We start from the raw sequence: 24811 nt of genomic DNA, 5'->3' as shown, positions 1-24811 counted from the left end.
CAAAGCAGCTTTACACTTCGTGAAAACGATAACCTACACCATAAAGTGTTTCAATCATTGCAAAATCATCATCCACTTGTTTAAATTTTTTACGTAGACGTTTAATGTGGCTATCAATGGTGCGATCATCTACGTAGACTTGATCACTATAGGCAGCATCCATTAAAGCATCACGACTTTTTACAACTCCTGGTCTTTGTGCTAAGGTTTGCAAAATCAAAAATTCCGTAACAGTTAAAATAACAGGTTTATCTTTCCATGTACAGGTGTGACGTTCTTGATCCATCACAAGATCTCCACGTTTAAGAGAAGAGGTGGAAGAAGTCCCTGTAGAAAGTGGTTGGTTACGTGCATTGGAACGGCGCAAAATAGCTTTCACGCGCTCAATGAGAAGACGTTGGGAGAAAGGTTTCGTAATAAAGTCATCAGCTCCCATTTTGAGACCAAATAATTCATCAATTTCATCATCTTTAGAGGTAAGAAAAATAACTGGAAGATCAGATTTTTGACGTAAACGACGCAAGAGTTCCATCCCATCCATTCGGGGCATTTTAATATCAAAAATAGCTAAGTGTGGGGGGTGAAGTGTGAGACCTTTGAGTGCAGATGCTCCATCTGTATAGCTTTCAACCCGATATCCTTCTGTCTCAAGCGCAAAAGATAGAGATGTCAAAATATTGCGATCATCATCAACAAGTACAATCGTTTGCGTGATTGTTGGTGTATCTTTCATGGTTTCTTAGACCTTTCTATTGCTGTGGTAGCAAATTACCCACACTTATTTATATGGGAGTTCACATTTTTTTTGCAAAACAAATATGATACAAATTGTAGCAAAGTAAAAAACCTCTTGTCATTCCTGTAATATCTTGTTTTGCTTTCATAATTTATAATGTTTCTACGTCTATTAAGATCCCTTCGTTTGAGAGAAAATTTGCATAAAAGCTTTTTTTATCAAAATTTATTGCAAAGTTTATTATTGTCTTTGTACCAAAATTGAACATGTTTAGTTTTGATTGTTGAAGTTTAGAAAATTCGCCTATGTGTTTTAAGAGCAAAGACAAGAATGTGGCAATATATGCACAAAAATTTGTTTCTGCTATACGAAAGGAGGTTATCATGGGACTTTTTAATTTTATTAAAACTGTAGGGGAAAAGTTAGGTATGGGGGACCATGGACCAAAAGAAAAAGACTTCAAGGCTGCATTTGATCATTTTCAACTCGGTACAGAAAAAGTCAATATTCAAGTTAAAGACGGTAAAGCTATTTTAAGCGGTGAGGTTCCAGATAGGGAAACACTTGAAAAAGCACTTCTGATTGTTGGCAATTCACAAGGTATCTCTTCTGTGGATGTTGAGCAATTAAAGGTTATAGATACGACGCCTAGAAAAACTTCTCGTTTTTATGAGGTTAAATCTGGTGATAATCTTTGGAAAATTGCTGAAGAGGTTTATGGAAAAGGGCAAGGTGATAAAAACACATTTATTTTTGAAGCCAATAAACCAATGCTAAAATCTCCTGATAAAATTTATCCTGGACAAGTTTTGCGTATTCCTGAAATTGACCATATTTAACGCATCAAAGAGGATAATTTTTTGCTTATACTATGATATTAAACAAAAAAATAAGAAGCGTAAAAAAATCACGCTTCTTCATTTTATAAAATGTATATTTATAATAAAAAGAGCTTAGTGAGCAGAAGTAGATTTAAAAGGTGAGGTTGTTTGCATAGCGTTTACAGAGAAATCAATATTAATGGTTCCTGCGTTTTCAAATGTCAATTTTGCGCTAATTTTATCACCTAGCTTGAATGGTTGTGAAAGTCCCATAAACATAATATGATCGCCACCGGGCTTAAGCGTGATTTCGCCATTTCCCGGAATTTCAATGCCATTATGCATTTTTTCCATTTTCATAATATCATTAACAACTGTCATAGTGTGCATTTCTGTTGTTTGTACGCCGTTTGTGGAAATAGAAACTAAACGGTCTGGGGTATTACTGTGATTAATAATATAGAGATAACCGCTACCAACTTTTGCACTTTTAGGTGTTTCGCGTGCCCAAGGATTGAGAATTTCTATGTCACCAAGTTTATATTGCTGGGCATTTGCTGGTAGGGTTATACCAGCAAAGAGAAGAGCACACACGATATTTGCGATAACCTTTTTGTGCGAATATTGTGCATGTATTGTATTCTTAAAGATGAGATTTGTTATTTTCTTAATAATAGATATCATCATTGATTTACCCTTCTTCATAAAGATTCACATTTTGAACATTTTCTTATTCTTAGCAGAATTTTTATTTAAAATAAAAATAAAAGAAATAATTGCTCAAATAAAATTGGTTTAAATTATGAAAATAGAAATCATAGAATTTTTGGATTTTAAAGGAAGACAGTAAGATTTACAAAGATAAAGCACCTCTCAACGCTTTTGTGTTCATCTCACAAAAGTATTTGTAAATGGTAAAAATTTATGGTCCATTTATGGTCTACTACTATTTTACTGAATAAAAATATAATACAAAAAGATCATACACTTGATCAACTCTTAATATTACAACAGCTTTTGACATTTTAAAGCGTTTCGACGGAGGCATTTTTATATATTTTCAAATTTCAGAACTATACAGTTAAGAAAAAAGCTCTTTAGGTGAGTTTAAAGCACAGCTTTCAAATAGCAGCATAGCAATGAATGATGAGGCTATTAGAAGAAGAATTTTTGAGAGGAGATCGATAGATGATACCGTTATCGATATGAGCATTTGGAAAAGCACCGTTTAATACTATGAAGGAGGCTCATAAAAAATAATTATCATAAGATATGACGGCTATTTTAGTCTAAGGAAGGTTTATAATATTTGTGATATAAGTTATTCGCTTTTAAGCGATATTTTAAAAAAGCTTTTACGTAAGTATTTCTTAATTAATAATGAGAGATCAAGAACGCGTGTGCGATTACTCTTTTTATTTTTTTAATGTTTATAGAGAAATATGTTTGTTGAGAATTGCAAGAAAAATGTATTATGATCTCAAGTCTTTCATAAATATGGTATTTATGGGTCATTAGAGAGCCCATTTTAAGAGAAATTTTTTATTTTGGAGATGTTTCTCTCATTATTCTCTTGTAGCAATAAAATCCTGTTCTTATATACGAGGCAGCGAGGCTTGTTGTGACTTGCGGTTTATTATTATTTTATGTTGCTTGAGGTAATATACGGGCTTTAAGTGTTATGAGGAGCTACCTTAAAAAGATGCTTTATGGAGGTTGAGGTAGCTTGCTGAATGGAGATTATAATATGGCAAAAGTAATTGGTATTGATTTGGGGACGACGAACTCTTGTGTGGCTGTTATGGATGGCAAAAACGCAAAGGTTATCGAAAACTCAGAAGGAGCGCGAACAACACCTTCCGTTGTTGCCTTTACTGATGGGGGAGAGCGGCTTGTTGGACAGCCTGCTAAACGGCAGGCGGTAACAAATCCTGAAGGGACAGTCTTTGCAGTGAAACGTTTGATAGGGCGCCGTTTTGATGATCCTATGGTTGAAAAAGATAAAGCGCTTGTGCCTTATAAAATCGTTAAAGGTGACAATGGTGATGCATGGGTTGAAGAAGCCGGTAAGAAATATTCTCCATCGCAAATTTCAGCGATGATTTTGCAAAAAATGAAGGAAACAGCTGAATCTTATCTTGGTGAAAAAGTTGAACAAGCGGTTATTACTGTTCCTGCTTATTTTAATGATGCGCAACGTCAAGCGACTAAAGATGCGGGTAAAATTGCTGGACTTGAAGTTTTACGAATTATTAATGAGCCGACTGCTGCTGCTTTAGCTTATGGTTTGGACAAAAAGGATGGAAAAACAATTGCTGTTTACGACCTTGGTGGTGGTACATTTGACATTTCAGTCCTTGAAATTGGAGATGGCGTTTTTGAAGTTAAATCAACCAATGGAGATACATTCTTAGGGGGTGAAGACTTTGACATGCGCTTGGTTGGTTATTTTGCAGATGAATTCAAAAAAGAGCAAGGAATTGATCTGAAAAATGATAAACTCGCTTTACAGCGTTTAAAAGAAGCGGCAGAAAAAGCAAAGATTGAACTTTCGTCATCACAGCAAACAGAAATCAATTTACCATTTATCACGGCAGATCAATCAGGTCCCAAGCACTTAACAATGAAATTGACTCGGGCAAAATTTGAATCTCTGGTTGACGATTTAGTGCAGCGTACCATCGAGCCTTGTAAAGCTGCGTTGAAAGATGCTGGATTAAAGGCTGGTGAGATTGACGAAGTTGTTTTAGTGGGCGGTATGACACGTATGCCCAAGATTCAGCAAGTCGTGCAGAACTTCTTTGGCAAAGATCCACACAAAGGTGTTAATCCCGATGAAGTTGTCGCAATGGGTGCAGCCATCCAAGGGGGCGTCTTACAAGGCGATGTCAAAGACGTATTGCTGCTAGATGTAACACCTTTATCCTTGGGTATTGAAACCTTGGGTGGGGTTTTCACACGTCTCATTGAGCGCAATACCACTATCCCAACGAAAAAATCGCAAGTTTTTTCAACAGCTGATGATAACCAGAGTGCTGTAACTATTCGCGTTTTCCAAGGTGAACGGGAAATGGCGAGTGATAATAAGTTATTGGCTCAATTTGATCTTGTTGGTATTCCCCCAGCACCGCGTGGTATACCTCAAATTGAAGTTACTTTTGATATTGATGCAAATGGTATTGTTAATGTTTCGGCCAAAGATAAAGGAACTGGTAAAGAGCATCAAATTCGTATTCAGGCATCGGGTGGTTTAAGTGATGCTGATATTGAAAAAATGGTAAAGGATGCAGAAGAGCACGCGGCTGAAGATAAAAAACGCCGTGAAGGTGTTGAAGCTAGGAATCAAGCCGAATCTCTTATTCATTCAACTGAAAAGTCGCTCAATGAATATGGCGATAAAGTATCAGCCGAAGAAAAAGGACAGATTGAAACAGCAATATCTGATTTGAAATCTGCACTTGAAGGCAGTGATACGGAAGCAGTAACAGCAAAGATGCAAAAATTAGCAGAAGTCAGTATGAAACTTGGTCAGGCTATGTATGAAACTTCACAAGCAGCGAGCGCTGACGCTGAAACAGAGACAAAGAATGATGATGTTGTCGATGCTGATTTTGAAGAAGTTAATGATAAGAAGAAATAGTGTCAGCATATGTGTTGATTAATTTATAAACCCGGCCTTTGAAATATAAGGCTGGGCTTTATTATTTGAGATAAGTTGCAACTTTGTTGCTAAAAATATAAATTAAAAGCGATATTATCCATAAAGATGGATGATAGAAAAACTATCAGGAATACATGATGAAGGTTGACTATTATGAAATTCTTGGCGTGACTCGTGAATGTGATGATAAAAAGTTGAAATCTGCTTTTCGTAAGTTGGCAATGCAATATCATCCTGATCGCAACGCCGGGGATAAAGAGGCAGAGCGAAAATTCAAAGAAATTGGCGAAGCCTATGAAGTTCTTAAAGATCCCCAAAAGCGTGCTGCTTATGACCGGTTTGGTCATGCGGCTTTTGAAAATAGCGGTGGTCAAGGGGGAGGAAATCCCTTTAGCGGTTTTGCTGCCGGTGGTGGATTTGCTGATATTTTTGAAGACTTTTTTGGTGAGATTATGGGAGGTGGGCACCGTAAGCGTGGTGATGGTCGCGAACGTGGTGCAGATCTGAGTTATAATATGGAAGTGACTTTAGAAGAGGCATTTTCAGGAAAAACTGCAGAAATTAATATTCCTAGTTCCGTCACATGCGATGTTTGTGAAGGCTCAGGTGCGAGAAAAGGATCTAGGCCACAAGTTTGTGGAACATGTCATGGATCTGGTCGTGTGCGTGCTGCACAAGGTTTCTTTTCTATTGAGCGAACATGTCCTACATGTCATGGACGTGGTGAAACGATTACGGATCCATGCCCCAAATGTCAGGGGACACGACGCATAGAGAAAAAACGTTCATTGAGCGTGAATGTTCCAGCTGGTATTGAAGATGGGACGCGTATTCGTCTTTCTGGTGAGGGGGATGCTGGTATTCGTGGTGGTCCCAATGGTGATCTTTATATTTTTCTTTCCGTTAAACCGCATGAATTTTTTCAGCGAGAAGGAGCAGATCTTCACTGTCGTGTTCCTATTTCGATGGTAACAGCGGCTTTAGGAGGAGAGTTTGAGGTTTCTGATCTTGATGGTGTTAAAGCACGTGTTAAGATTCCAGAGGGGACACAAAATGGACGTCAATTCCGCCTTAAAGGCAAAGGCATGCCTATGTTGCGTCGTCAGCAAGCAAGGGGTGACCTTTACATCCATATTACGATTGAGACACCGCAGAAACTTACGCAAGAGCAACGTGAACTGTTGCAAAAATTTGAAAAACTCTCAAATCATGAGAATTCACCACAATCACATGGTTTTTTTTCACGTATGAAAGAATTTTTTGAAAATATTTCTGGTTAAAATATGTGAACGTTATTCAGAATAAGCGAGAAAACACTTTTGGAAGGTTATTTTCATTAAGCTTTCTATTTTCTTATCATCTTTGAAAAGAGAGAAACAATTAATTTAGGGTAAGTTCCTGCTGCGGAAAGTTTTTTTACATTTCATGGATTTTATGGATAAGTCTTGCTTTTGAGTGTCTATAACATTTTAAAAAGGGCTTATCCATATAAGGCATGCAATTGAATGACTGATAATATTTCTAGTGTTAACAGCATTGATCTTGTTGTGCCGTAAAAGATCGTCATTTAAGGTGGTGATACAAGCCAGGTAAGCCTTTTTGTACACATGAAGTGTTTTTAGAAGTACGTGGTTATTAGCCTTGTTCGTAGAGTCTTATGTAAATAAAATCACATGAGCGACCATCAAGTGAAACCATCCCAGTAAAAATCCAGATTATTTACGGGCAAAATCCCTTAAGAACCTTCTTCTTTAAATTTAAAGAAAAGGAAGGAACCAAGCATTCAGAATTTTGTGTTTATCTTTCTTTTTTTATGATTTGTTCATTCAACATCCCTTTTAAAGCTCTATAATAAAACTACAAAATGGCAAGATTCTATCAAGTAAGGCTAAAGAAGCTGTTGGGCAATCCATCTTTTCCCAATAATATAACCTCTCATTATCGATTGTATAGGTGCTATTTTCATAGTCTTAACCATAGCTTCCTCTAAAATAGAGGTTATTTTTTCGGATAACGGTAAATTATGATTATAAATCAGTTTATTATAATTCTCTAAAACGCGCATTTTCATAAATTATTTAATTGATTATTTTTGAATGTTCAATTTTAGATAAAATATAAATAAAGCAATTGAGCGATTTCTATGTCGGTAATATATTGATTTTATTATTATAAGAAAATTTTGTTTTTATCTTACAAAATCAATGGTTGTATATATTCCCATTCATTGTTAAGTATCCATAAGGGTAAACTAATGAGTTGACTTTACAGCGTAGCTTAAAAATTTTACTATTCGATTTTATACATAAGATCATAAAATAATGACGTTTTTTGCGCTTATTTTGTTTAATTTTTCGCTGTTAACTTTATTGAGGAAGTTGTTTTCTTATTTCATCTCGTTATTACTTTTTCGTAATTTGAAGGAAAATTGACGATTTTCAGGGGGATGGATAGAGTAAAGCTTTGTTTTATTGTTTTCACTTTTCCTAAATTTCACTAAGAGATAGTAAAAAGTGATGAGGAGGCTCTATTAATGGATGATGCTAAAAACAGTGCTGTCGATGTTTTGGAAAAACAAGCAGCATTTTTATCGTCTGCTTTACCTTATATGCAAAAATACGAAAATGAAACGGTTGTGGTAAAATATGGCGGTCATGCTATGGGTGATCCTGCTTTGGGGCGGGCATTTGCGCGTGATATTGCTCTATTAAAGCAATCGGGGATTAATCCTGTTGTTGTTCATGGTGGTGGGCCTCAAATTGCTGAAATTTTAATGAAAATGGGGATTGAATCACGATTTGAAAACGGTTTACGGGTAACCGATGAGCGGATCGTTGAAGTGGTTGAAATGGTTTTAGCGGGTTCCATCAATAAGGAAATAGTTGCTCTCATCAATGCTGAGGGTGAATGGGCAATAGGGCTGTGTGGTAAGGATGGCAATATGGTTTTTGCCGAAAAGGCTTATAGAACTGTCATTGATCCTGATTCACATATTGAACGTGTTTTAGATTTGGGGTTTGTTGGTGAGCCTATTGAAGTTGATCGTACATTGCTGGACCTTTTAGCATGTTCTGAAATGATACCAGTTCTTGCTCCTGTAGCTCCAGGTCGGGATGGTAAAACCTATAATATTAATGCTGATATTTTTGCTGGAGCTATTGCTGGTGCATTAGAGGCAAAACGTCTTTTATTCCTCACGGATGTTCCTGGTGTTTTGGATAAACAGGGCAAACTTTTAAAGGAATTGACAGTTTCTGAAGCTGAGAAACTTATCAAAAATGGAACAATTTCAGGAGGCATGATTCCAAAAGTAGAAACTTGTGTGAAAGCCCTTCAAAATGGTGTGGAAGGTGTTGTCATTTTAAATGGAAAAACCCCTCATTCTGTTTTACTAGAGCTGTTTACCGAACAGGGAGTTGGAACGCTTATTGTTTCATAAATTGTGCGGAAAATTGGAGGAGAAGGCCTTTCATGACGAATATAAAACAGTTTAAATATCCTTTATTAAGTAAACCAGAATTGGCAATATTTGCTGCAACAATATTGTGGGGGATTACATTTTTAGTCATTCACATTGCGGTACGCTATAGCGGTCCTTTGTTTTTTGTTGGATTTCGTTTTATTGTTGCATCTCTTATATGTGGAGCAATTTTTTGGCGCTCTATAAAAGGTATAACTGTTTATGAAGTTTTCGCTGGGATGGCAATTGGTTTATCCATGTTTTTTGGTTATGCTTTTCAAGCAGCTGGACTTCAAACGATTATTAGTAGTCAGTCGGCTTTTATCACAGCGCTTTATGTTCCGATGGTTCCAATCTTGCAATGGATTGTTTTTAAAAAACCTCCCCGTTTTGCCTGTTGGGTTGGTATTATTTTCGCTTTTATTGGGCTTGTCCTTGTTTCAGGACAAAAGCCGGGAAGTTTTGATTTTTCAAAAGGTGAAATTTTGACTTTGTTGGGCGCTTTAGCGATTGCTGGAGAAGTCATACTCATCGGAATTTTTGCCAACAAGGTTGATAGTCGGCGTGTGACCATTATTCAGTTATTCTTTAGCGGTTTTTTTTCATTTGCTTGTATGCCTTTGATGGGTGAAAGCATTCCTGAATTTTCGTGGGTATGGTTTAGTGTTGGTATGGGATTGGCATTAATGAGTGCTATTATTCAATTGGCTATGAATTGGGCACAAAAGTCTATTTCCCCTACGCGTGCAACACTCATTTATGCAGGTGAACCGGTATGGGCTGGTATCGTTGGGCGTTTGGCTGGAGAGCATTTATCTCCTTTAGCTTTATTGGGTGGTTTGCTTATTCTGATTGGGATTATTGTTGCTGAATTACAACCTTCACAATGGCGTAAAAAAAAATAAAGCAATTGAAAAAATTGGTGAGCGATGCATCTTTACTATGATGATTTTATTGCATGCGTTTTTTGCTTGCAGAGTTTTCATTTTTGAGGCTTTTTTAAAATTAAAGATGATGAAGAGGCTTTATAAGCTGTTTCTGCTTTTGTATGCCAAACTAGAGCAAGAGTCTTTATTTTTTCTGACTTCTGAAACGGGAAGATAACCTTCATGGGATTAAAATATGAAGGGATAAAGATAAAAACCAGCTCTCATCTTTATTGTTATTTTTAAATTTGGCTTTACAACTTTCAAAACACATCCAAGATAATACCTATAATGGGGATTGTGCATTGGTGCTGTGTTATTTCTTTTGTTCTTTCATGGGATTATGCTTTTCAAACAAAATAGAACGCTCAAAGCGGTTCCCCATAATGTTGTATATTCCCACGCTTTTTAAAAAGACAAATTTCCCACTCATTGGTGGTCCGCGTGCAGTTTGTAAAAATCACAGAGCATCATTTCAAATCTTTTTCATGTGAAATCAATCCAAATCACTTGCTTGCACGCCATAAGCGGGTGGTCTACGTGGTTAAAACTCCACAAGAAAGGCATACCTCCTATAAATTCTTTCAAGTATCAAGGATCATCGAAATATTGGAGGTTGGCAAAGTGTGTGATGGTACCAGTTTATCCAATCTATGAGCCATCAAACAAGATGTGAAAAAATCATTTTAGTCCCTTTGGTATTTAATTGAGTAGACAAAAATCTTATTTTTTAAGCTATGAGAAGTTGTGTTTTGAGAAACTCTTTTGGTTAATATTCTTTTGAAAGGTTCTCAAGAGGACATAATTGGTCTTTGCGTTTTGTATTATTCTTTGCTAAATCGCCTTATATGACAAGAGATCGTAATTATATTCGTAATTTTTCCATCGTGGCGCATATTGATCACGGCAAGTCCACTTTAGCGGATCGTTTGATTCAAATAACAGGGGGACTTGATACACGTGAGATGAAGGAACAAGTGCTTGATTCCATGGATATTGAGCGTGAACGTGGGATTACTATTAAAGCACAAACAGTCCGTTTACACTATAAGGCAAAGAATGGTGAAACCTATATTCTAAATCTTATGGATACACCTGGTCATGTGGATTTTGCTTATGAGGTTTCACGTTCACTGGCAGCTTGTGAAGGTTCTCTGTTGGTAGTGGATGCAAGCCAAGGTGTCGAGGCGCAAACTTTGGCAAATGTTTACCAAGCCATTGATAATTCCCATGAGTTGGTCGTTGTGCTCAATAAAGTTGATCTTCCAGCAGCAGAACCTGAGCGTGTTAAAGAACAAATTGAAGATGTGATAGGCATTGATACATCTCAAGCGGTAGAAATATCAGCAAAAACAGGTTTGGGTGTTCCTGATGTTTTGGAGGCAATTGTTACACAATTACCACCTCCACGCACGGGTGATATTGCAAATCCCTTGAAGGCAATGTTGGTTGATAGCTGGTATGATGCATATCTTGGCGTCATTGTTTTGGTACGGGTGATAGATGGTATTTTAAAAAAAGGTCAAACCATTCGTATGATGGGGACGGGGGCAAAATATCCCGTTGAGCGCGTTGGGGTATTTACACCTAAAATGGTCCAGGTTGATGAATTAGGACCAGGCGAGATTGGTTTTATCACTGCTTCTATCAAAGAGGTTGCCGATACACGGGTTGGGGATACGATTACTGAAGAGCGTCGTCCTTGTGAAAATGCTTTGCCTGGTTTTAAACCTGCGCAACCGGTTGTCTTTTGTGGACTTTTTCCAATTGATGCTGCTGATTTTGAAGATTTACGTGCAGCCATGGGCAAATTACGCTTAAATGATGCGAGTTTTTCTTTTGAAATGGAAACATCCGCGGCTTTGGGGTTTGGTTTTCGGTGTGGCTTTTTGGGGCTTCTTCATCTTGAAATTATTCAAGAACGGTTAGAGCGTGAGTTTAATTTGGATTTAATTGCGACAGCACCTTCAGTTGTTTATCGCATGAATATGAATGATGGTTCTGTTAAAGAGTTACACAATCCGGCAGATATGCCTGATCTGGTTAAAATTTCTTCCATCGAAGAACCGTGGATCCGAGCGACAATCATGACTCCTGATAATTATCTTGGGTCAATTTTAGAATTGTGCCAAGAGCGGCGTGGGGTACAGGTTGGCTTATCCTATGTTGGAACGCGTGCTATGGTGACGTATGATTTACCACTGAATGAAGTCGTTTTTGATTTTTATGATCGTCTAAAATCGATCTCAAAGGGGTATGCTTCTTTTGATTATCAGATGACGGATTATGCAGAGGGGGATTTAGTTAAAATGTCTATTTTGGTGAATGGAGAGTCTATTGATGCATTGTCGATGCTTGTGCACCGCACGATTGCAGAAAAGCGCGGGCGTTCCATGTGCGAAAAACTGAAAGATCTTATTCCCCAGCATATGTTCCAAATTCCAGTTCAAGCGGCTATTGGTGGTAAAGTTATAGCGCGCGAAACAATTCGTGCTTTGCGTAAAGATGTGACAGCGAAATGTTACGGGGGCGATGTAACGCGTAAGCGCAAACTTTTGGAAAAGCAAAAAGAAGGTAAAAAACGGATGCGCCAATTTGGAAAGGTAGAAATTCCTCAGTCAGCTTTTATTCAAGCGCTCAAAATGAATAAATAATGAAAAAAGGAGTATTTTCTCTTAATTTATTGCACTTTTGTTTTTGTTGATTGGTTCAGTTTTAAAAGAGTGCTTTTAAATGGAAATTGCGCAGTAATTACATTTTTAGGTAGAATGTTTTTTTCATGGTGTCACATTGCTCACGTAAACGTAAAACGGAATGCTTTAAACAAAATATATTTGTATTGCACATTAGCGTGTTTATTGTAAAGAAATACCTCTCAATACATCCGATCTCATTTCACAATGGTAGTTCGTAAAAAGTATAACGGTAAAGCCTCCGTGAATGACATAAAACCTATTTGGCGCGATTATCTTTATATGTCATAAAGACGCATGGTGGCTATCATCACACTCTTTGCGCGTTCAAAATGTTATGATAGCTCTTAGTGTTGTTTGAGAGCGTTATTAAAGACATTTTTACTCTTTTTATTGAAGCGTGTCTTACGCATACACTAACTGCGTTTGGGATGCACAAAGAAATGAGAGCGATTGATGCAGTATGAAAGGATTTGAAATGAGAGAATCCTTGTATTTGAGGGTGTTATTCAAGTTGAAAAACAATGAATGATCACTATAAATCAACAGTGTGTCTAATCACGTAAAAGATCGTTAATGGATGTTTTTTCTCGTGTTTTTTGATCAACCCGTTTTACGATAACAGCACAATAAAGATTTGGGCCTGCTTCACCATTTGGGAGTGGTTTTCCAGGGAGAGATCCTGGAACAACAACCGAATAGGCTGGTACTTCACCGATAAAAATTTCTCCTGTTGTACGATCAATAATCTTGGTGGATTTTCCAATAAAAACGCCCATTCCCAAAACAGCGCCTTCACGAATAATACAGCCTTCGACAACTTCAGAGCGTGCACCAATAAAGCAATGATCTTCAATGATGGTTGGATTTGCTTGCAGTGGTTCTAAAACACCTCCAATACCAACACCACCGGAAAGATGAACATGTTTACCAATTTGTGCGCAAGAACCAACGGTTGACCATGTATCAACCATTGTACCCTCATCGACAAAAGCGCCAAGATTGATAAAGGATGGCATGAGTATGACGTTTGGTGCAACATAGGCAGAATGGCGTACAATCGCTCCAGGAACAGAACGAAACCCCGCTTTTTGAAAATCATCTTCTTTCCAACCAGAAAATTTCGAAGGAACTTTATCCCACCAATGTGTTCCATTGATTCCACCAACAATAATTTGCATGGTATTGAGGCGAAAAGAGAGCAGAACAGCTTTTTTCAACCATTGATGAACATGCCATTGTCCATTTTTTTGCCGTTCTGCAACACGGATTTCACCTTTATCAAGAAGGTTCAATGTGTGTTCGACACTCTCACGAATTTCACCTTTTGTGGTAGTATTAATAGAATCGCGATCATCAAATGCTTTTTCGATAATGATTTCAAGTTGTGTGAGATGGGTCATGACGAAAGTTCCGTTAAACAAGTTGAAAGCTTCAAGATTTATTCTCTATGACCTACGCGAAGAAATGTTTTCAGTCAATAAAACGATGAGAAAGTAGGACAGGTGCATGAAAAAGGGCTGTAAAGAAAAAAGAAAAGAAGAACGAGAAAATTGGACCCCCCTTCTTCATACGAAGGAAGCTCTACAACAGATCCATAAAGTCTCTAATTCAGCACAAATGCGTTCTCCGACTTATCGTTTAGCCTATATCGATCAAGATTTTATGATGCGTCCAGAGCTGCGTTCACAACGTATTGGTCTTGAATTTTTAAAGCCGGAAATAACACTTAAAGAATATAATATTCAATCAACAGTTGTTTTGTTCGGTGGTGCACGTATTCCTGAACCTGGGCAAACAGCGTGGGCTGCAAAAAATGAAACACAAAAGAAAAATTTGTGCGCTATGTCACGTTATTACGATGAAGCAAGAGAATTTGCACGTTTGTGTTCCCTCTATTCGGCAAAAACAGAATACCGTGAATTTGTGGTTGTCACAGGAGGCGGACCAGGGATTATGGAAGCAGGAAATCGTGGTGCTTGTGATGTTGGTGCGCCAACGGTTGGCTTGAATATTATTTTACCGCATGAGCAAGAGCCTAATTCATATATTTCTCCGCATTTGTGTTTCAATTTTCACTATTTGGGGATGCGAAAAATGCATTTTTTAGTACGCGCGAAAGCATTAGCTATTTTTCCTGGAGGATTTGGGACTTTGGATGAGTTGTTTGAGACGTTAACTTTAATACAAACAGGACGTATGAAACAGGTACCAATTTTATTGTTTGGCAAAGAATTTTGGAGCAATGCTATCAATTTTGAATATTTAGCTTTGCAAGGTACAATCTCTCCTGCGGATATTAATTTGGTGAAATTTGTCAATACAGCAGCAGAAGCTTTCAAAGAAATTCGTTCTTTTTATAAACTGCCTTAATTGCTTTTGAAAAAGTCATTTTTGTGGGACAGTTAATACTCTACCTTAGTTAAATAAAGTCCTGAAGGGGGAGCAACAACACCACAACGTTTACGATCTTTAGCATGAAGAGCTGCTTCAAGATCTTGAGCTGTCCAACGTCCAATACCCACTTCCATGAGGCTTCCTGCGAATGAACGGATTTGATGATGAAGAAAAGAGCGGGCTTTCGCATAAATGAAAATTTCTTCTCCTTCTCTTTGAACATCGAGGCGTTCAAGGGTCCGAATAGGGCTTTTGGCTTGGCAATGTGCTGAACGGAAAGTTGTAAAATCATGTTTTCCGACAAGCTTTTGAGCCGCTTCATGCATAGCTTCAACATTAAGAGGTTTTGGCAACCACCACACGCGTTTGGCATTTAAGGCTGGTGGAGAGCGACGATTGAGAATTTTAAAAAGATAATGGCGTTTGATAGCGGAAAATCGCGCATCAAAATCATCAGGGACATTTTCTACATTTAAGATTGAAATTGCTTCACTCTGTTGACGTAAAAGAGCATTGAGCGCATCTCGTATAGTATGGGGGGGCCAGTTTTTTATGAAATCAACATGGGAAACTTGCCCTGTAGCATGCACCCCTGCATCCGTTCGACCCGCAGTTGTAATGGTTAATTGTTGTCCACTAAAGCGAAAAATTGCCTGTTCAAGAGCTCCTTGTATCGTGTGAAGCTCTGTTTGACGCTGCCAGCCAGCGTAATTTGATCCATCATATTCAAGAGTGAGTTTAAAACGTGGCATATCAAAAAATAGCAGAAATATGAGCGCCTCGCAAAAAGGTTGCGCTCTCAAGGACTTTACCACCAGATCTTTGGAGAGAAGTTATCTCAAGGCGTCCTTGACCACAATGGATAATCAAAGAATCTGGTTCTATTCGACCAATTTCAAGAGAAGGGCCTGTTATTAAACGACTTTCAAGAATTTTTACGCGTTCTTCTCGTCCACCGATATTCATATTGCACCAGCAACCAGGAGAGGGAGAAAGCGCACGGATATGCCTATGAATAAATTCAGCAGATTTTGTCCAATCAATGCGGGTTTCTTCCTTTTTGATTTTGGCGGCATAAGTTATGCCTTCTTCTGATTGTGGGGTCAGTTTGAGTTGTCCTTTTTCAAGAGTTGATAGAGTTTCTATCATAAGTTTTGCACCAATATGTGAAAGTTTGTTTGAAAGCTCAGTAGTAGTGATGTTATCAGTAATGGAGATGGAGTGAGAAAGAGCGATAGGTCCCGTATCAAGATCTTCGTCCATTTTCATGATCATTATCCCTGTTTCTTTATCACCAGCCATAATTGCTCTCTGGATAGGTGCAGCACCGCGCCAACGTGGTAAGAGTGAAGCATGGACGTTAAAACAACCAAAACGCGGTGTTTCAAGAATAGCTTTGGGTAACAAAAGTCCATAGGCAACCACAACAGCCGCATCAACACAAAGTGCTGCAAATTGAGCTTGTTGTTCGGCTGTTTTGAGTGTTTTGGGCGTGAATACGGGAATAGATTCTTCTTCTGCTGCATTTTGTACAGCTGAGGGGATAAGTTTAAGACCACGACGTCCTGCTGGGCGAGGAGGTTGGCTATAAACGGCGACAACATCATGCCCCGCATCTAACAAAGCATGTAAAATGGGAACAGAAAAATCTGGTGTTCCCATAAAACTCAAACGTAATGCCATTACAAAACTGCTTCCTGCGTCGTTTTTTCTTTTGCGCGTTTTTTAAATTTTCGTATCACCATATCCCGTTTGATTTTTGAAATATGATCGATAAACAGGCGGCCATCTAGATGATCAATCTCATGCTGCAAGCAAGTTGCCAACAGATTATCTGCTTCAATTTCTTTTTGTTTTCCTTCACGGTTTTGATAGCGAACACGCAGGCGTTTAGGGCGTTCAACTTCCGCAAAATAGTCAGGAATAGAAAGACAACCTTCTTTATAAATATTGCGCTCATCTGAAAGCCATAAAATCTCAGGGTTGATAATAACAAAGGGCTTTTTCTGCTTATCTTCAGAATTTCCAGAGACATCTATAACCAACATGCGTAGTGGTATGCCAATTTGAATAGCAGCAAGACCAATACCTTTAGCATTATACATAGTTTCGAGCATATCATCCGCGAGCTTCTGGAGAGCTGTATCGACTTGGTCGATGGGTTTGGATACTTCCCGTAAAATCGGATCTGGTAAAGTCACTAAAGATTTTATTGGCATGCGGAATAGATTAATCAATGCTTTGTTATGGGTCAATATTGAATAACAAATTCTTGCGCTTTTTTATGATGAGGGCGTTATATTACTTCTCATGTTTGATTCGTTTTTTTCTTTTATACTTGCTGATGAGTCGTTTACGAAACTGAGCGCCCTGCTTTTATTGATACTCCTTTGCTTAGCATTTTTTATGTTGATTTATTCTCATCGAAAAAAGGCATTTTTGGAAAGTGAAGTTGCCAAGCGTGCGCGTGAGGCACAAGAGCAGATGGCTACATTGCTCAAAACACAAGCTGAAATGCAAGGGCGAATGCAAACGATGGCTGAAATTTTCGGTCAAAGACAGGCTGAATTGAATAAGTCACTCAGTGAGCAACTCAATGGCATGACAGCCAATATAGGTCAAACACTTCAGGTACAGACAAAATCAACTTATGAGAATTTAAATCGTTTGCAAGAGCGTTTAGCGGTCATTGATGCAGCGCAAAATAATATTCAGTCACTTACGGGACAAGTTGTCCAACTGCAATCCATTTTAAGCAATAAGCAGACGCGTGGTACTTTTGGTCAAGGGCGGATGGAAGCAATTATTGCTGATGCTCTACCACTAAATTCTTATGCTTTTCAAGCTGTTCTTTCAAATGGAAAGCGGCCAGATTGTCTCATTCACATGCCAAATAAAGCGCCTTCTCTTGTTGTGGATGCTAAATTTCCTCTGGAAGCTTGGAATACCATGCGTAAAGCAACAACAGCTCAAGAACGTCAAGAGGCAGAACGCCAATTTCGCACGGATATGGAAGTCCATATCCGTGATATTGCGCAAAAATATTTAATTCCTGGAGAAACCCATGACACCGCTTTTCTCTTTGTACCATCGGAATCGATTTTTGCGACAATTTATGAGGATTTTGAGCCATTGGTACAAAAAGCCAATAGAGCCCATGTGATTATTGTTTCACCGTCTTTGTTGATGCTCTCTGTCCAAGTTGTACAAACCATTATGAAAGATGCGCGGATGCGTGAACAAGCGCATTTAATTCAATCAGAAGTAGCAAAATTGATGGAAGATTTTGGACGAATGGATAGCCGTGTTCGCGCACTACAGAAGCACTTTCACAAAGCAGGAGAAGATATAGAGGGAATTTTAATATCGTCCTCTAAAATTATGAAACGGGCAAATCGCATTGAAACTGTCGAATTAAAAGAAAATTATTCTGAACCAGCAAAAATGACAACATCAACTCAGTCGCAAATATTGCGTTTGGTTGATGAAGAATAAAGTAAATCAAGCTTCTCAACGATCACAAGTTAGGATCATGTTCTTTATTGATTGGTAATAATTTTTTAGTATCTCTATTTTGTTTTGTTTCTTAAACGAGAGGAATAGGGAATATGCGACACCTTTTGTTTTTAGGGGCACTGGTGTTTCTGCTAGGGGGCTGTGCAACAACTACTCCCATCCACACAAACAATGCTTGTGCTATTTTGGCACAAAAAAATGGTTTTTTTGATAATTGGGGTAGGGCGTCTCAAAGAGCAGAAATGCGCTATGGAATTCCTATGCCGATTATTCTTGCAACCATTAATATGGAATCAAGTTTTCGTCACAATGCACGTCCTCCACGCAAAAAACTACTTGGTTTTATTCCATGGAAGCGTCGGTCGACAGCTTATGGTTATGCTCAAGCGCTTGACAGTACATGGGAAATGTATCTTCGCTCTACAGGAAAGTCTTTTGCATGGCGTACGAATTTTGCAGATGCTGCTGATTTTGTTGCTTGGTATCATCGCCAAACTGTTCAACGCAATGGAGTGAGGTTTGATGATGCCTATAACCTTTATTTAAATTATCATATGGGACATGGTGCTTATGCGCGTAGTGGCGGGCATGTTACTGCTGCGCTTTCACAAGCAGCACAGCGCATGGCGAGGATGTCTGGGCTCTATGAACAACAATTAAAGAGATGTGGATGGCGTTAGGGAGAATTCTGAAAATTTCAATTAGGGAATTTATGGGATAAAATTATTCGAGAACAAAGTTTCTTATGACGTGATAAGATAGTTTGGTTTTTCTGATTGTCGAATGAAATAAATTGTTATTTTTTTAACTCAAGCGACAGAAAGTTTTCGCAATACACAATATATTTGGAAATACTCTCGATATTTTTGTTCCCCTTTGTTCAAAGAGTTTACATTTCTTCAAAAAATTTACAATGGACACTATCTCCCACTGAACGCTAGCATTTAACTTTGGGCGAAATACCAGAGATAATTGAAGGAAAATTTTAAAATATAATATCATTTTTTATTTTCATTATGCGCATTATTAGCTGATTATGACATGAATATTTATTTGTTAAGCATATAAAATAGCAATTAAAATAAATGCAATTCGAGCATCATAAAAAGGGTAAAACATTCAATATAAAAAAACGAGAAATGCATTAAACGAAAGAGTATCGCTTCATAAAATATTGCTTTGTATAAGGGGGGCTACAGCCTTCGAAAAGACTAAGCGTATTTAATGAAGCATGTCCATTCATCTCGCCTGTCTATCTTAATTAAAAAAGTTATTTTGTTGTACGGCCCTATCGTTTAGGGGGTATATACAGCTTTACATATAATAAATATTTCAAGGCAGGACTTTCCTGTAGCGTGAAGTAACATGGGGGACTGCAAGGTGTGTGATAGGTGCCGCTTTGCTTACACCTCAACCTTGCTCATGATGTTCCAAGGAAACGATTTTAATTGGTAGGACATCTGATCAGACTAAAAACACTCAAAAAAGTTCTGATTCGCAATAATGGGGAAGTATATCTTAGTATTTTATTCTCAAATCTATGTTTAGGGTCTTCCTATCTTTTAAAAAGATAGCGACAATCAGCACGTTATGATTTTGTGGAAATTTTGCGGTGGAGGGGGATTTAAATTTTGTCCTTTAAAACAATGCGTAAGCTAAACAGCTCATTTTTTATTTCTATGCAAAGTATAAAAGACTTCACGTACTTTTCATTACTATGACAGTAAAATTTCACAATCCAACAAACAATTAGAAATATATTACAGTGCTTAACTTAAAAGAGCGTTCACTAATGAATTTATAGTTACAGAGCACATAACTTTTTCAAATTGATCACATATTCTCTGCTGTAAATTGATTTCTTGATAGAAGAGCTGGTCCTTTTGGTGGAGCTAAGCGGGATCGAACCGCTGACCTCTTGCATGCCATGCAAGCGCTCTCCCAGCTGAGCTATAGCCCCTATAAAAACAAATTTTCCCTAAAAGGACAGTATAATTCCAACTTTTTTAAAACGAGAAAAATTGAAGATCAAGAAGAATTTGCATTCAACGGAAAAGATGCCTTCTTTTAAGCATCGTCATCATTAGAAACGCCGCCTCCGAGAATATCGGTGACATCATCATCTTCATCGTCATCATCGTGAGATAAAAATGTATCATCGTCGTCACCAAGATCGACATCACTATCTTCCAAATCAGGAAGATCGTCATCTTTAGAACCGTCATCATCCTCTTCAAGAAGCATAAAAGCAGACTTTTCAAGGGCTGTATCAAGCTCTTCAGTATCCACTTCTTCTTCATTGTTTGCTTCAGCTGCCGCAACCTCAAAATAAGAACGCGGATAAGAAATTCCTGTATAGGGTGACACAATAGGATCGCGATTTAGATCGTAAAACTTTTTTCCTGTTTCTGGATCAACACGTTTCGTTCCAAGTTCTTGTTTTGCCATAAACCGTGCCTCTTTGATTAACTACATTCCATTAAAAGATAAATTTTATGGTGCTTAATCGAAAAATAACGCCTTTGTCAAAGATAAATACACTGTTCCACGTAGATTTTTTCATGACGCCCTTTAAAGCATGTGCTAAAGGATGCATAATTTCATAAAGGTTAGATAGAATTAAATAGAATTTCCATGCAAAAATCAATCCCTATAACCGCCTATAAATCGAGTAGTCTCTCTGGAAAAATTCGAATACCAGGAGATAAATCAATTTCCCATCGCTCTCTTATATTAGGAGGGTTAGCAAATGGTGAAACATATATCCACGGATTACTTGAAAGCGCTGATGTACTCAATACAGCCGCTGCTATGCAAGCTATGGGTGCCTGTATGATTAAGAAGGATGACTTCTGGAGCATACGAGGAACAGGGAATGGTTGCCTTTTAGCTGCACAAAAACCTTTAGACTTTGGAAACGCTGGAACAGGTGCTCGTTTAGTTATGGGAATGGTTGGCCCCTATCATATGAAAACAGCTTTTATTGGCGATGCTTCTCTCTCTAAACGTCCTATGGGGCGTATCCTCGATCCCTTACGTCTTATGGGGGTGGAAATTGAGGCAACACACGGCGATCACCTTCCTTTAACGCTTTATGGTCCCAAAATGGCTAATCCGATTCGCTACCGTGTTCCAATAGCTTCCTCTCAAGTTAAATCAGCGGTTCTCCTTGCTGGACTCAATACCGCCGGCATTACAACGGTTATTGAACCGGTTCTCACACGCGATCATACGGAAAAAATGTTAAAAGCATTCGGTGCTAAACTTGAAATAGAAAGAGATAAGGAAGGTGCGCGTTTGATTCATCTTAATGGTCAACCCCATCTGACTGGACAAACGATTCATATTCCGGGTGATCCTTCTTCTGCTGCTTTTCCAATTATCGCAGCCCTTCTTGTAGAAGATTCTGATATCACCATTGAAAATGTTCTAATAAACAATTCTCGAATAGGGCTTATCGAAACATTGTGGGAAATGGGCGCTCACATTGAATTTTTGAATCAACGCCAAACAGGTGGAGAGGATGTCGCCGATCTACGGATAAAATCATCGATCCTTAAAGGTGTTACTGTGCCTAAAGAGCGTGCTCCATCGATGATTGATGAATATCCTGCTTTGGCGGTCGCAGCGGCCTTTGCAGAAGGCAAAACAGTTATGCTAGGAATTGAGGAATTGCGTGTTAAAGAATCAGATCGACTGTCTGCTGTTGCCCAAGGATTAAAAATTAATTGTGTAGACTGTGAAGAAGGTCAAGATTTTCTTGTTGTTTATGGGAAAGGTTCTTCCAAAGATTTGGGTGGTGGACATGTTACCACACATCTTGATCATCGCATTGCTATGTGCTTTCTCACCTTTGGACTTGTATCAGAAAAACCTGTTACCATTGATGATAAGCGAATGATTGCTACGAGTTTTCCGGAATTTATACCTTTTATAAGACAACTTGGGGGAAAAATCGCTTGAAGCCTTTTGTTATTGCCATTGATGGACCTGCAGCCTCAGGCAAAGGGACCTTAGCACGCAAAATTGCTGCGCATTATCATCTTCATCATCTGGATACAGGGCTTACTTATCGTGGTGTTGCTCATGCGCTTTTACAACACAATTTAGCGCTTAATGATGAAAAAAATGCTATCACTTATGCTAAAGAACTTGATTTTAATACCTTAAATTCTGCTCTTCTCTCTTCTCATGAACTTGGTGAAGCGGCTTCAAAAATAGCGCTTAATCCTGCTATACGCAAAATTCTTGTCGAAAAACAACGTAGTTTTGCCAAAACTTTACCTGGAAGCGTGCTCGATGGGCGAGATATTGGCACCGTCGTTTGCCCTGATGCTGATATCAGGTTTTATATTCTAGCCAATGTTCAAATACGTGCCAAACGTCGTTACCAAGAGATTTTAAAAAAGGGGGAGCAAGCAAATTATCATGAAATACTTAGCAATCTTGAACAGCGAGACACCCGCGATATAATGCGCAAACAAAGCCCCTTAAAACCAGCAAAAAACGCCCACTTGCTTGATACGTCAGAATTGAGTATAGAAGCAACATTTGCAATTGCATGTAGTTTTATTGATCCAATCATAAAAATGCATATAATTGAATGAATTCGTTAAGGTGACTTCAAGCCTCGCGCTAACTTTTTTCCTGTATTATAAGAAAAAGGGCTAAGGGGTCACCCATGTTAACACTAACCTAGCGCTCATACCTTATAAGATAAGGTATATATTAGGAGTTCTTATGTCACAATACAATCCCACAACAGCGGATTTTGAAGCTCTTTTAACAGAATCTTTTCAAACCAATGATCTTAATGAAGGATCTGTTGTTAAAGGTCGTGTTATTGCAATCGAAAAAGACATGGCCATTATTGATGCTGGACTTAAAGTCGAAGGACGTATTCCTCTCAAAGAATTTGGAGCTAAAGCAAAAGACGGTTCTTTGCAAGTTGGCGATGAAGTTGAGGTTTACATTGAACGCATTGAAAATGCGATGGGCGAAGCTGTTTTATCGCGTGAAAAAGCACGGCGCGAAGAAAGTTGGATCCGTTTAGAGGAAAAATTCAATGCTGGTACGCGCGTTGAGGGAGTTATCTTTAGTCAAGTAAAAGGTGGTTTTACAGTCGATCTTGATGGCGCTGTTGCTTTCTTGCCGCGCAGCCAAGTTGATATTCGTCCCATTCGTGATGTTTCACCTCTCATGCATAATTCACAATCCTTTGAAATTTTGAAGATGGATCGTCGACGGGGCAATATTGTTGTCTCACGTCGTACTGTCTTAGAAGAAAGTCGCGCTGAGCAACGTTCAGAAATTGTACAAAATCTTGAAGAAAATCAAATCGTTGAAGGTGTGGTGAAAAATATCACAGATTATGGTGCTTTTGTTGATCTTGGTGGAATTGATGGTCTCTTACACGTTACAGATATGGCATGGCGGCGTGTTAACCACCCCTCTGAAGTGCTCACAATTGGCCAAACGATTAAAGTTCAGATTATTCGCATTAATCAAGATACGCACCGTATTTCTCTTGGAATGAAACAGCTTGAAAGTGATCCTTGGGAAAGCATCAGTGTCCGCTATCCGATTGGTAAAAAAATTACGGGTGCTGTTACCAACATTACTGACTACGGTGGTTTTGTTGAAATTGAACCAGGGATTGAAGGATTGATCCATGTTTCTGAAATGAGCTGGACAAAGAAAAATGTTCACCCTGGAAAAATTCTGTCTACATCACAAGAAGTAGAAGTGGTTGTTCTTGAAATTGATCCTTCTAAACGGCGTATTTCTCTTGGCTTAAAGCAAACATTTGAAAATCCATGGGAAGCTTTTGCCAATAAATTTCCTGTCAATTCACAAATTGAGGGAGAGGTTAAAAATAAAACAGAATTTGGTCTGTTTATTGGACTTGAAGGCGATGTTGACGGTATGGTTCATCTATCTGATCTCGATTGGAACCGTCCTGGTGAACAAGTCATTGATACTTATAACAAAGGTGATATCGTTAAAGCTGTGGTTTTGGATGTTGACATTGAAAAAGAGCGTATTTCTCTTGGAATTAAGCAGCTTTCCAGCGATAAAGTTGGAGAGGCAGCCGCTTCTGGTGAATTGCGAAAAGGTGCTGTTGTCACCTGTGAAGTGATTGCTGTTAACGACAATGGCATTGATGTGAAATTAATTGACCACAACCTTGAAACAACCATTCGGCGTGCTGACTTAGCGCGTGATCGTGATGAACAACGTCCTGAGCGTTTTGCAATTGGGCAAAAAGTTGATGCTCGCATCACAGCATTTGATAAAAAAACACGTAAAATTTCAGTGTCGATCAAAGCGTTAGAAATTGCAGAGGAAAAAGAAGCTGTTGCCCAATATGGTTCTACAGATTCAGGTGCTTCTCTTGGCGATATTCTTGGTGCAGCTTTGAAAAAACAAGAACAAGATTAATCATCAATCATTAAAATTGACGGTGTTATTAAGGTCACTCATTTTAGGAGTGACCTTTTTATTTTCTGAAGAAATTATCTCCTTAATTTTTAATTATTGCATTCAAAATTATTATAACTGCTTGCAAATAAAAACAAAAAGTTTGTTTTTTGTCTATCAA

At 38.3% G+C, this 24811-nt stretch carries 19 protein-coding genes and 1 tRNA gene; 12 read left to right on the top strand and 8 right to left on the bottom strand.

What is annotated here, in order from left to right; translation table 11 throughout:
• Positions 1 to 10: 10 nt before the first annotated feature.
• Positions 11 to 733 (bottom strand): response regulator transcription factor, encoded by a 723-nt coding sequence (locus PVV66_RS00435; RefSeq protein WP_005774392.1) that lies wholly within the window; start codon positions 731 to 733, stop codon positions 11 to 13.
• Between the two features lie 386 nt (positions 734 to 1119).
• On the opposite strand from PVV66_RS00435, the gene lysM reads away from it, so the two are divergent.
• Positions 1120 to 1575 (top strand): peptidoglycan-binding protein LysM, encoded by a 456-nt coding sequence (gene lysM, locus PVV66_RS00430; RefSeq protein WP_273717466.1) that lies wholly within the window; start codon positions 1120 to 1122, stop codon positions 1573 to 1575.
• A 114-nt stretch (positions 1576 to 1689) separates the two neighbouring features.
• Here lysM and PVV66_RS00425 read toward each other — a convergent pair whose 3' ends face one another.
• On the bottom strand, positions 1690 to 2244 hold the full coding sequence (locus tag PVV66_RS00425) for a copper chaperone PCu(A)C (protein ID WP_273717541.1): 555 nt from the start codon (positions 2242 to 2244) through the stop codon (positions 1690 to 1692).
• Positions 2245 to 3304: 1060 nt separating this feature from the next.
• On the opposite strand from PVV66_RS00425, the gene dnaK reads away from it, so the two are divergent.
• From dnaK to lepA, 5 genes are all read left to right on the top strand, one after another.
• Positions 3305 to 5197, top strand: coding sequence for a molecular chaperone DnaK (dnaK, locus tag PVV66_RS00420; RefSeq protein ID WP_273717467.1), 1893 nt, complete (start codon positions 3305 to 3307; stop codon positions 5195 to 5197).
• Between the two features lie 158 nt (positions 5198 to 5355).
• Positions 5356 to 6498: a molecular chaperone DnaJ gene (gene dnaJ, locus PVV66_RS00415; protein ID WP_273717468.1), complete on the top strand. Its 1143-nt coding sequence runs from the start codon at positions 5356 to 5358 to the stop codon at positions 6496 to 6498.
• 1253 nt (positions 6499 to 7751) lie between these two features.
• Entirely contained in the window at positions 7752 to 8657 is a 906-nt protein-coding gene (gene argB, locus PVV66_RS00410) for an acetylglutamate kinase (RefSeq protein ID WP_012230379.1), read from the top strand.
• Positions 8658 to 8689: 32 nt separating this feature from the next.
• Positions 8690 to 9583 carry a DMT family transporter gene (locus PVV66_RS00405; protein WP_273717469.1) on the top strand — a complete coding sequence of 298 codons (894 nt, stop codon included), beginning with the start codon at positions 8690 to 8692 and terminating at the stop codon, positions 9581 to 9583.
• Between the two features lie 869 nt (positions 9584 to 10452).
• Complete coding sequence (lepA, locus tag PVV66_RS00400; protein WP_273717542.1) at positions 10453 to 12258, top strand: translation elongation factor 4; 1806 nt, start codon at positions 10453 to 10455, stop codon at positions 12256 to 12258.
• A gap of 593 nt (positions 12259 to 12851) precedes the next feature.
• On the opposite strand, the gene dapD is transcribed toward lepA, so the two are convergent.
• Positions 12852 to 13700, bottom strand: a complete 849-nt coding sequence (gene dapD, locus PVV66_RS00395; protein WP_273717470.1) for a 2,3,4,5-tetrahydropyridine-2,6-dicarboxylate N-succinyltransferase — start codon at positions 13698 to 13700, stop codon at positions 12852 to 12854.
• A 106-nt stretch (positions 13701 to 13806) separates the two neighbouring features.
• Here dapD and PVV66_RS00390 point away from each other — a divergent pair, with 106 nt between their 5' ends.
• Entirely contained in the window at positions 13807 to 14670 is an 864-nt protein-coding gene (locus PVV66_RS00390) for an LOG family protein (protein ID WP_273717471.1), read from the top strand.
• Positions 14671 to 14702: 32 nt separating this feature from the next.
• Here the strand turns inward: PVV66_RS00390 and truA are convergent, their stop codons facing one another.
• Genes truA through def form a run of 3 tightly spaced genes read right to left on the bottom strand, consistent with a single transcriptional unit; the run spans position 14703 to position 16913 of the window.
• Entirely contained in the window at positions 14703 to 15446 is a 744-nt protein-coding gene (truA, locus tag PVV66_RS00385; protein WP_273717472.1) for a tRNA pseudouridine(38-40) synthase TruA, read from the bottom strand.
• A gap of 1 nt (position 15447) precedes the next feature.
• On the bottom strand, positions 15448 to 16377 hold the full coding sequence (gene fmt / locus PVV66_RS00380) for a methionyl-tRNA formyltransferase (RefSeq protein WP_273717473.1): 930 nt from the start codon (positions 16375 to 16377) through the stop codon (positions 15448 to 15450).
• Complete coding sequence (gene def / locus PVV66_RS00375) at positions 16377 to 16913, bottom strand: peptide deformylase (RefSeq protein ID WP_273717474.1); 537 nt, start codon at positions 16911 to 16913, stop codon at positions 16377 to 16379. Before def ends, fmt begins: the two co-directional genes overlap by 1 nt.
• A gap of 91 nt (positions 16914 to 17004) precedes the next feature.
• Here def and PVV66_RS00370 point away from each other — a divergent pair, with 91 nt between their 5' ends.
• Together PVV66_RS00370 and PVV66_RS00365 are read left to right on the top strand one after the other, a co-directional pair.
• The gene (locus tag PVV66_RS00370; protein ID WP_273717475.1) at positions 17005 to 18189 is read left to right on the top strand and encodes a DNA recombination protein RmuC; all 1185 of its coding nucleotides are present in this window, start codon (positions 17005 to 17007) and stop codon (positions 18187 to 18189) included.
• 113 nt (positions 18190 to 18302) lie between these two features.
• Positions 18303 to 18890, top strand: a complete 588-nt coding sequence (locus tag PVV66_RS00365) for a hypothetical protein (protein ID WP_273717476.1) — start codon at positions 18303 to 18305, stop codon at positions 18888 to 18890.
• A gap of 1204 nt (positions 18891 to 20094) precedes the next feature.
• Here the strand turns inward: PVV66_RS00365 and PVV66_RS00360 are convergent.
• Positions 20095 to 20170, bottom strand: a tRNA-Ala gene (locus tag PVV66_RS00360).
• 107 nt (positions 20171 to 20277) lie between these two features.
• Positions 20278 to 20658: a TIGR02300 family protein gene (locus PVV66_RS00355; RefSeq protein WP_100129789.1), complete on the bottom strand. Its 381-nt coding sequence runs from the start codon at positions 20656 to 20658 to the stop codon at positions 20278 to 20280.
• A 186-nt stretch (positions 20659 to 20844) separates the two neighbouring features.
• On the opposite strand from PVV66_RS00355, the gene aroA reads away from it, so the two are divergent.
• The 3 genes from aroA to rpsA all read left to right on the top strand — a co-directional run bounded on the left by aroA (position 20845) and on the right by rpsA (position 24651).
• Positions 20845 to 22173 (top strand): 3-phosphoshikimate 1-carboxyvinyltransferase, encoded by a 1329-nt coding sequence (aroA, locus tag PVV66_RS00350; protein ID WP_273717477.1) that lies wholly within the window; start codon positions 20845 to 20847, stop codon positions 22171 to 22173.
• Entirely contained in the window at positions 22170 to 22817 is a 648-nt protein-coding gene (cmk, locus tag PVV66_RS00345) for a (d)CMP kinase (protein WP_273717478.1), read from the top strand. The genes aroA and cmk overlap by 4 nt, the downstream gene beginning before the upstream one ends.
• A gap of 133 nt (positions 22818 to 22950) precedes the next feature.
• On the top strand, positions 22951 to 24651 hold the full coding sequence (gene rpsA / locus PVV66_RS00340) for a 30S ribosomal protein S1 (RefSeq protein ID WP_273717479.1): 1701 nt from the start codon (positions 22951 to 22953) through the stop codon (positions 24649 to 24651).
• Positions 24652 to 24811: the final 160 nt, after the last annotated feature.

The sequence above is a fragment of the Bartonella sp. AU16XJBT genome, assembly GCF_028618665.1.
GTDB lineage: Bacteria > Pseudomonadota > Alphaproteobacteria > Rhizobiales > Rhizobiaceae > Bartonella.
Note: the sequence above shows the minus strand (reverse complement) of the source record. Positions and strands in the feature narration are given on the sequence as shown.

Coding starts and splice junctions, on each gene's coding strand:
- PVV66_RS00435 (WP_005774392.1), bottom strand. CDS start 733: ATGAAAGATACACCAACAATCACGCAAACGATTGTACTTGTTGATGAT.
- lysM (WP_273717466.1), top strand. CDS start 1,120: ATGGGACTTTTTAATTTTATTAAAACTGTAGGGGAAAAGTTAGGTATG.
- PVV66_RS00425 (WP_273717541.1), bottom strand. CDS start 2,244: ATGATGATATCTATTATTAAGAAAATAACAAATCTCATCTTTAAGAAT.
- dnaK (WP_273717467.1), top strand. CDS start 3,305: ATGGCAAAAGTAATTGGTATTGATTTGGGGACGACGAACTCTTGTGTG.
- dnaJ (WP_273717468.1), top strand. CDS start 5,356: ATGAAGGTTGACTATTATGAAATTCTTGGCGTGACTCGTGAATGTGAT.
- argB (WP_012230379.1), top strand. CDS start 7,752: ATGGATGATGCTAAAAACAGTGCTGTCGATGTTTTGGAAAAACAAGCA.
- PVV66_RS00405 (WP_273717469.1), top strand. CDS start 8,690: ATGACGAATATAAAACAGTTTAAATATCCTTTATTAAGTAAACCAGAA.
- lepA (WP_273717542.1), top strand. CDS start 10,453: ATGACAAGAGATCGTAATTATATTCGTAATTTTTCCATCGTGGCGCAT.
- dapD (WP_273717470.1), bottom strand. CDS start 13,700: ATGACCCATCTCACACAACTTGAAATCATTATCGAAAAAGCATTTGAT.
- PVV66_RS00390 (WP_273717471.1), top strand. CDS start 13,807: ATGAAAAAGGGCTGTAAAGAAAAAAGAAAAGAAGAACGAGAAAATTGG.
- truA (WP_273717472.1), bottom strand. CDS start 15,446: ATGCCACGTTTTAAACTCACTCTTGAATATGATGGATCAAATTACGCT.
- fmt (WP_273717473.1), bottom strand. CDS start 16,377: ATGGCATTACGTTTGAGTTTTATGGGAACACCAGATTTTTCTGTTCCC.
- def (WP_273717474.1), bottom strand. CDS start 16,913: ATGCCAATAAAATCTTTAGTGACTTTACCAGATCCGATTTTACGGGAA.
- PVV66_RS00370 (WP_273717475.1), top strand. CDS start 17,005: ATGTTTGATTCGTTTTTTTCTTTTATACTTGCTGATGAGTCGTTTACG.
- PVV66_RS00365 (WP_273717476.1), top strand. CDS start 18,303: ATGCGACACCTTTTGTTTTTAGGGGCACTGGTGTTTCTGCTAGGGGGC.
- PVV66_RS00355 (WP_100129789.1), bottom strand. CDS start 20,658: ATGGCAAAACAAGAACTTGGAACGAAACGTGTTGATCCAGAAACAGGA.
- aroA (WP_273717477.1), top strand. CDS start 20,845: ATGCAAAAATCAATCCCTATAACCGCCTATAAATCGAGTAGTCTCTCT.
- rpsA (WP_273717479.1), top strand. CDS start 22,951: ATGTCACAATACAATCCCACAACAGCGGATTTTGAAGCTCTTTTAACA.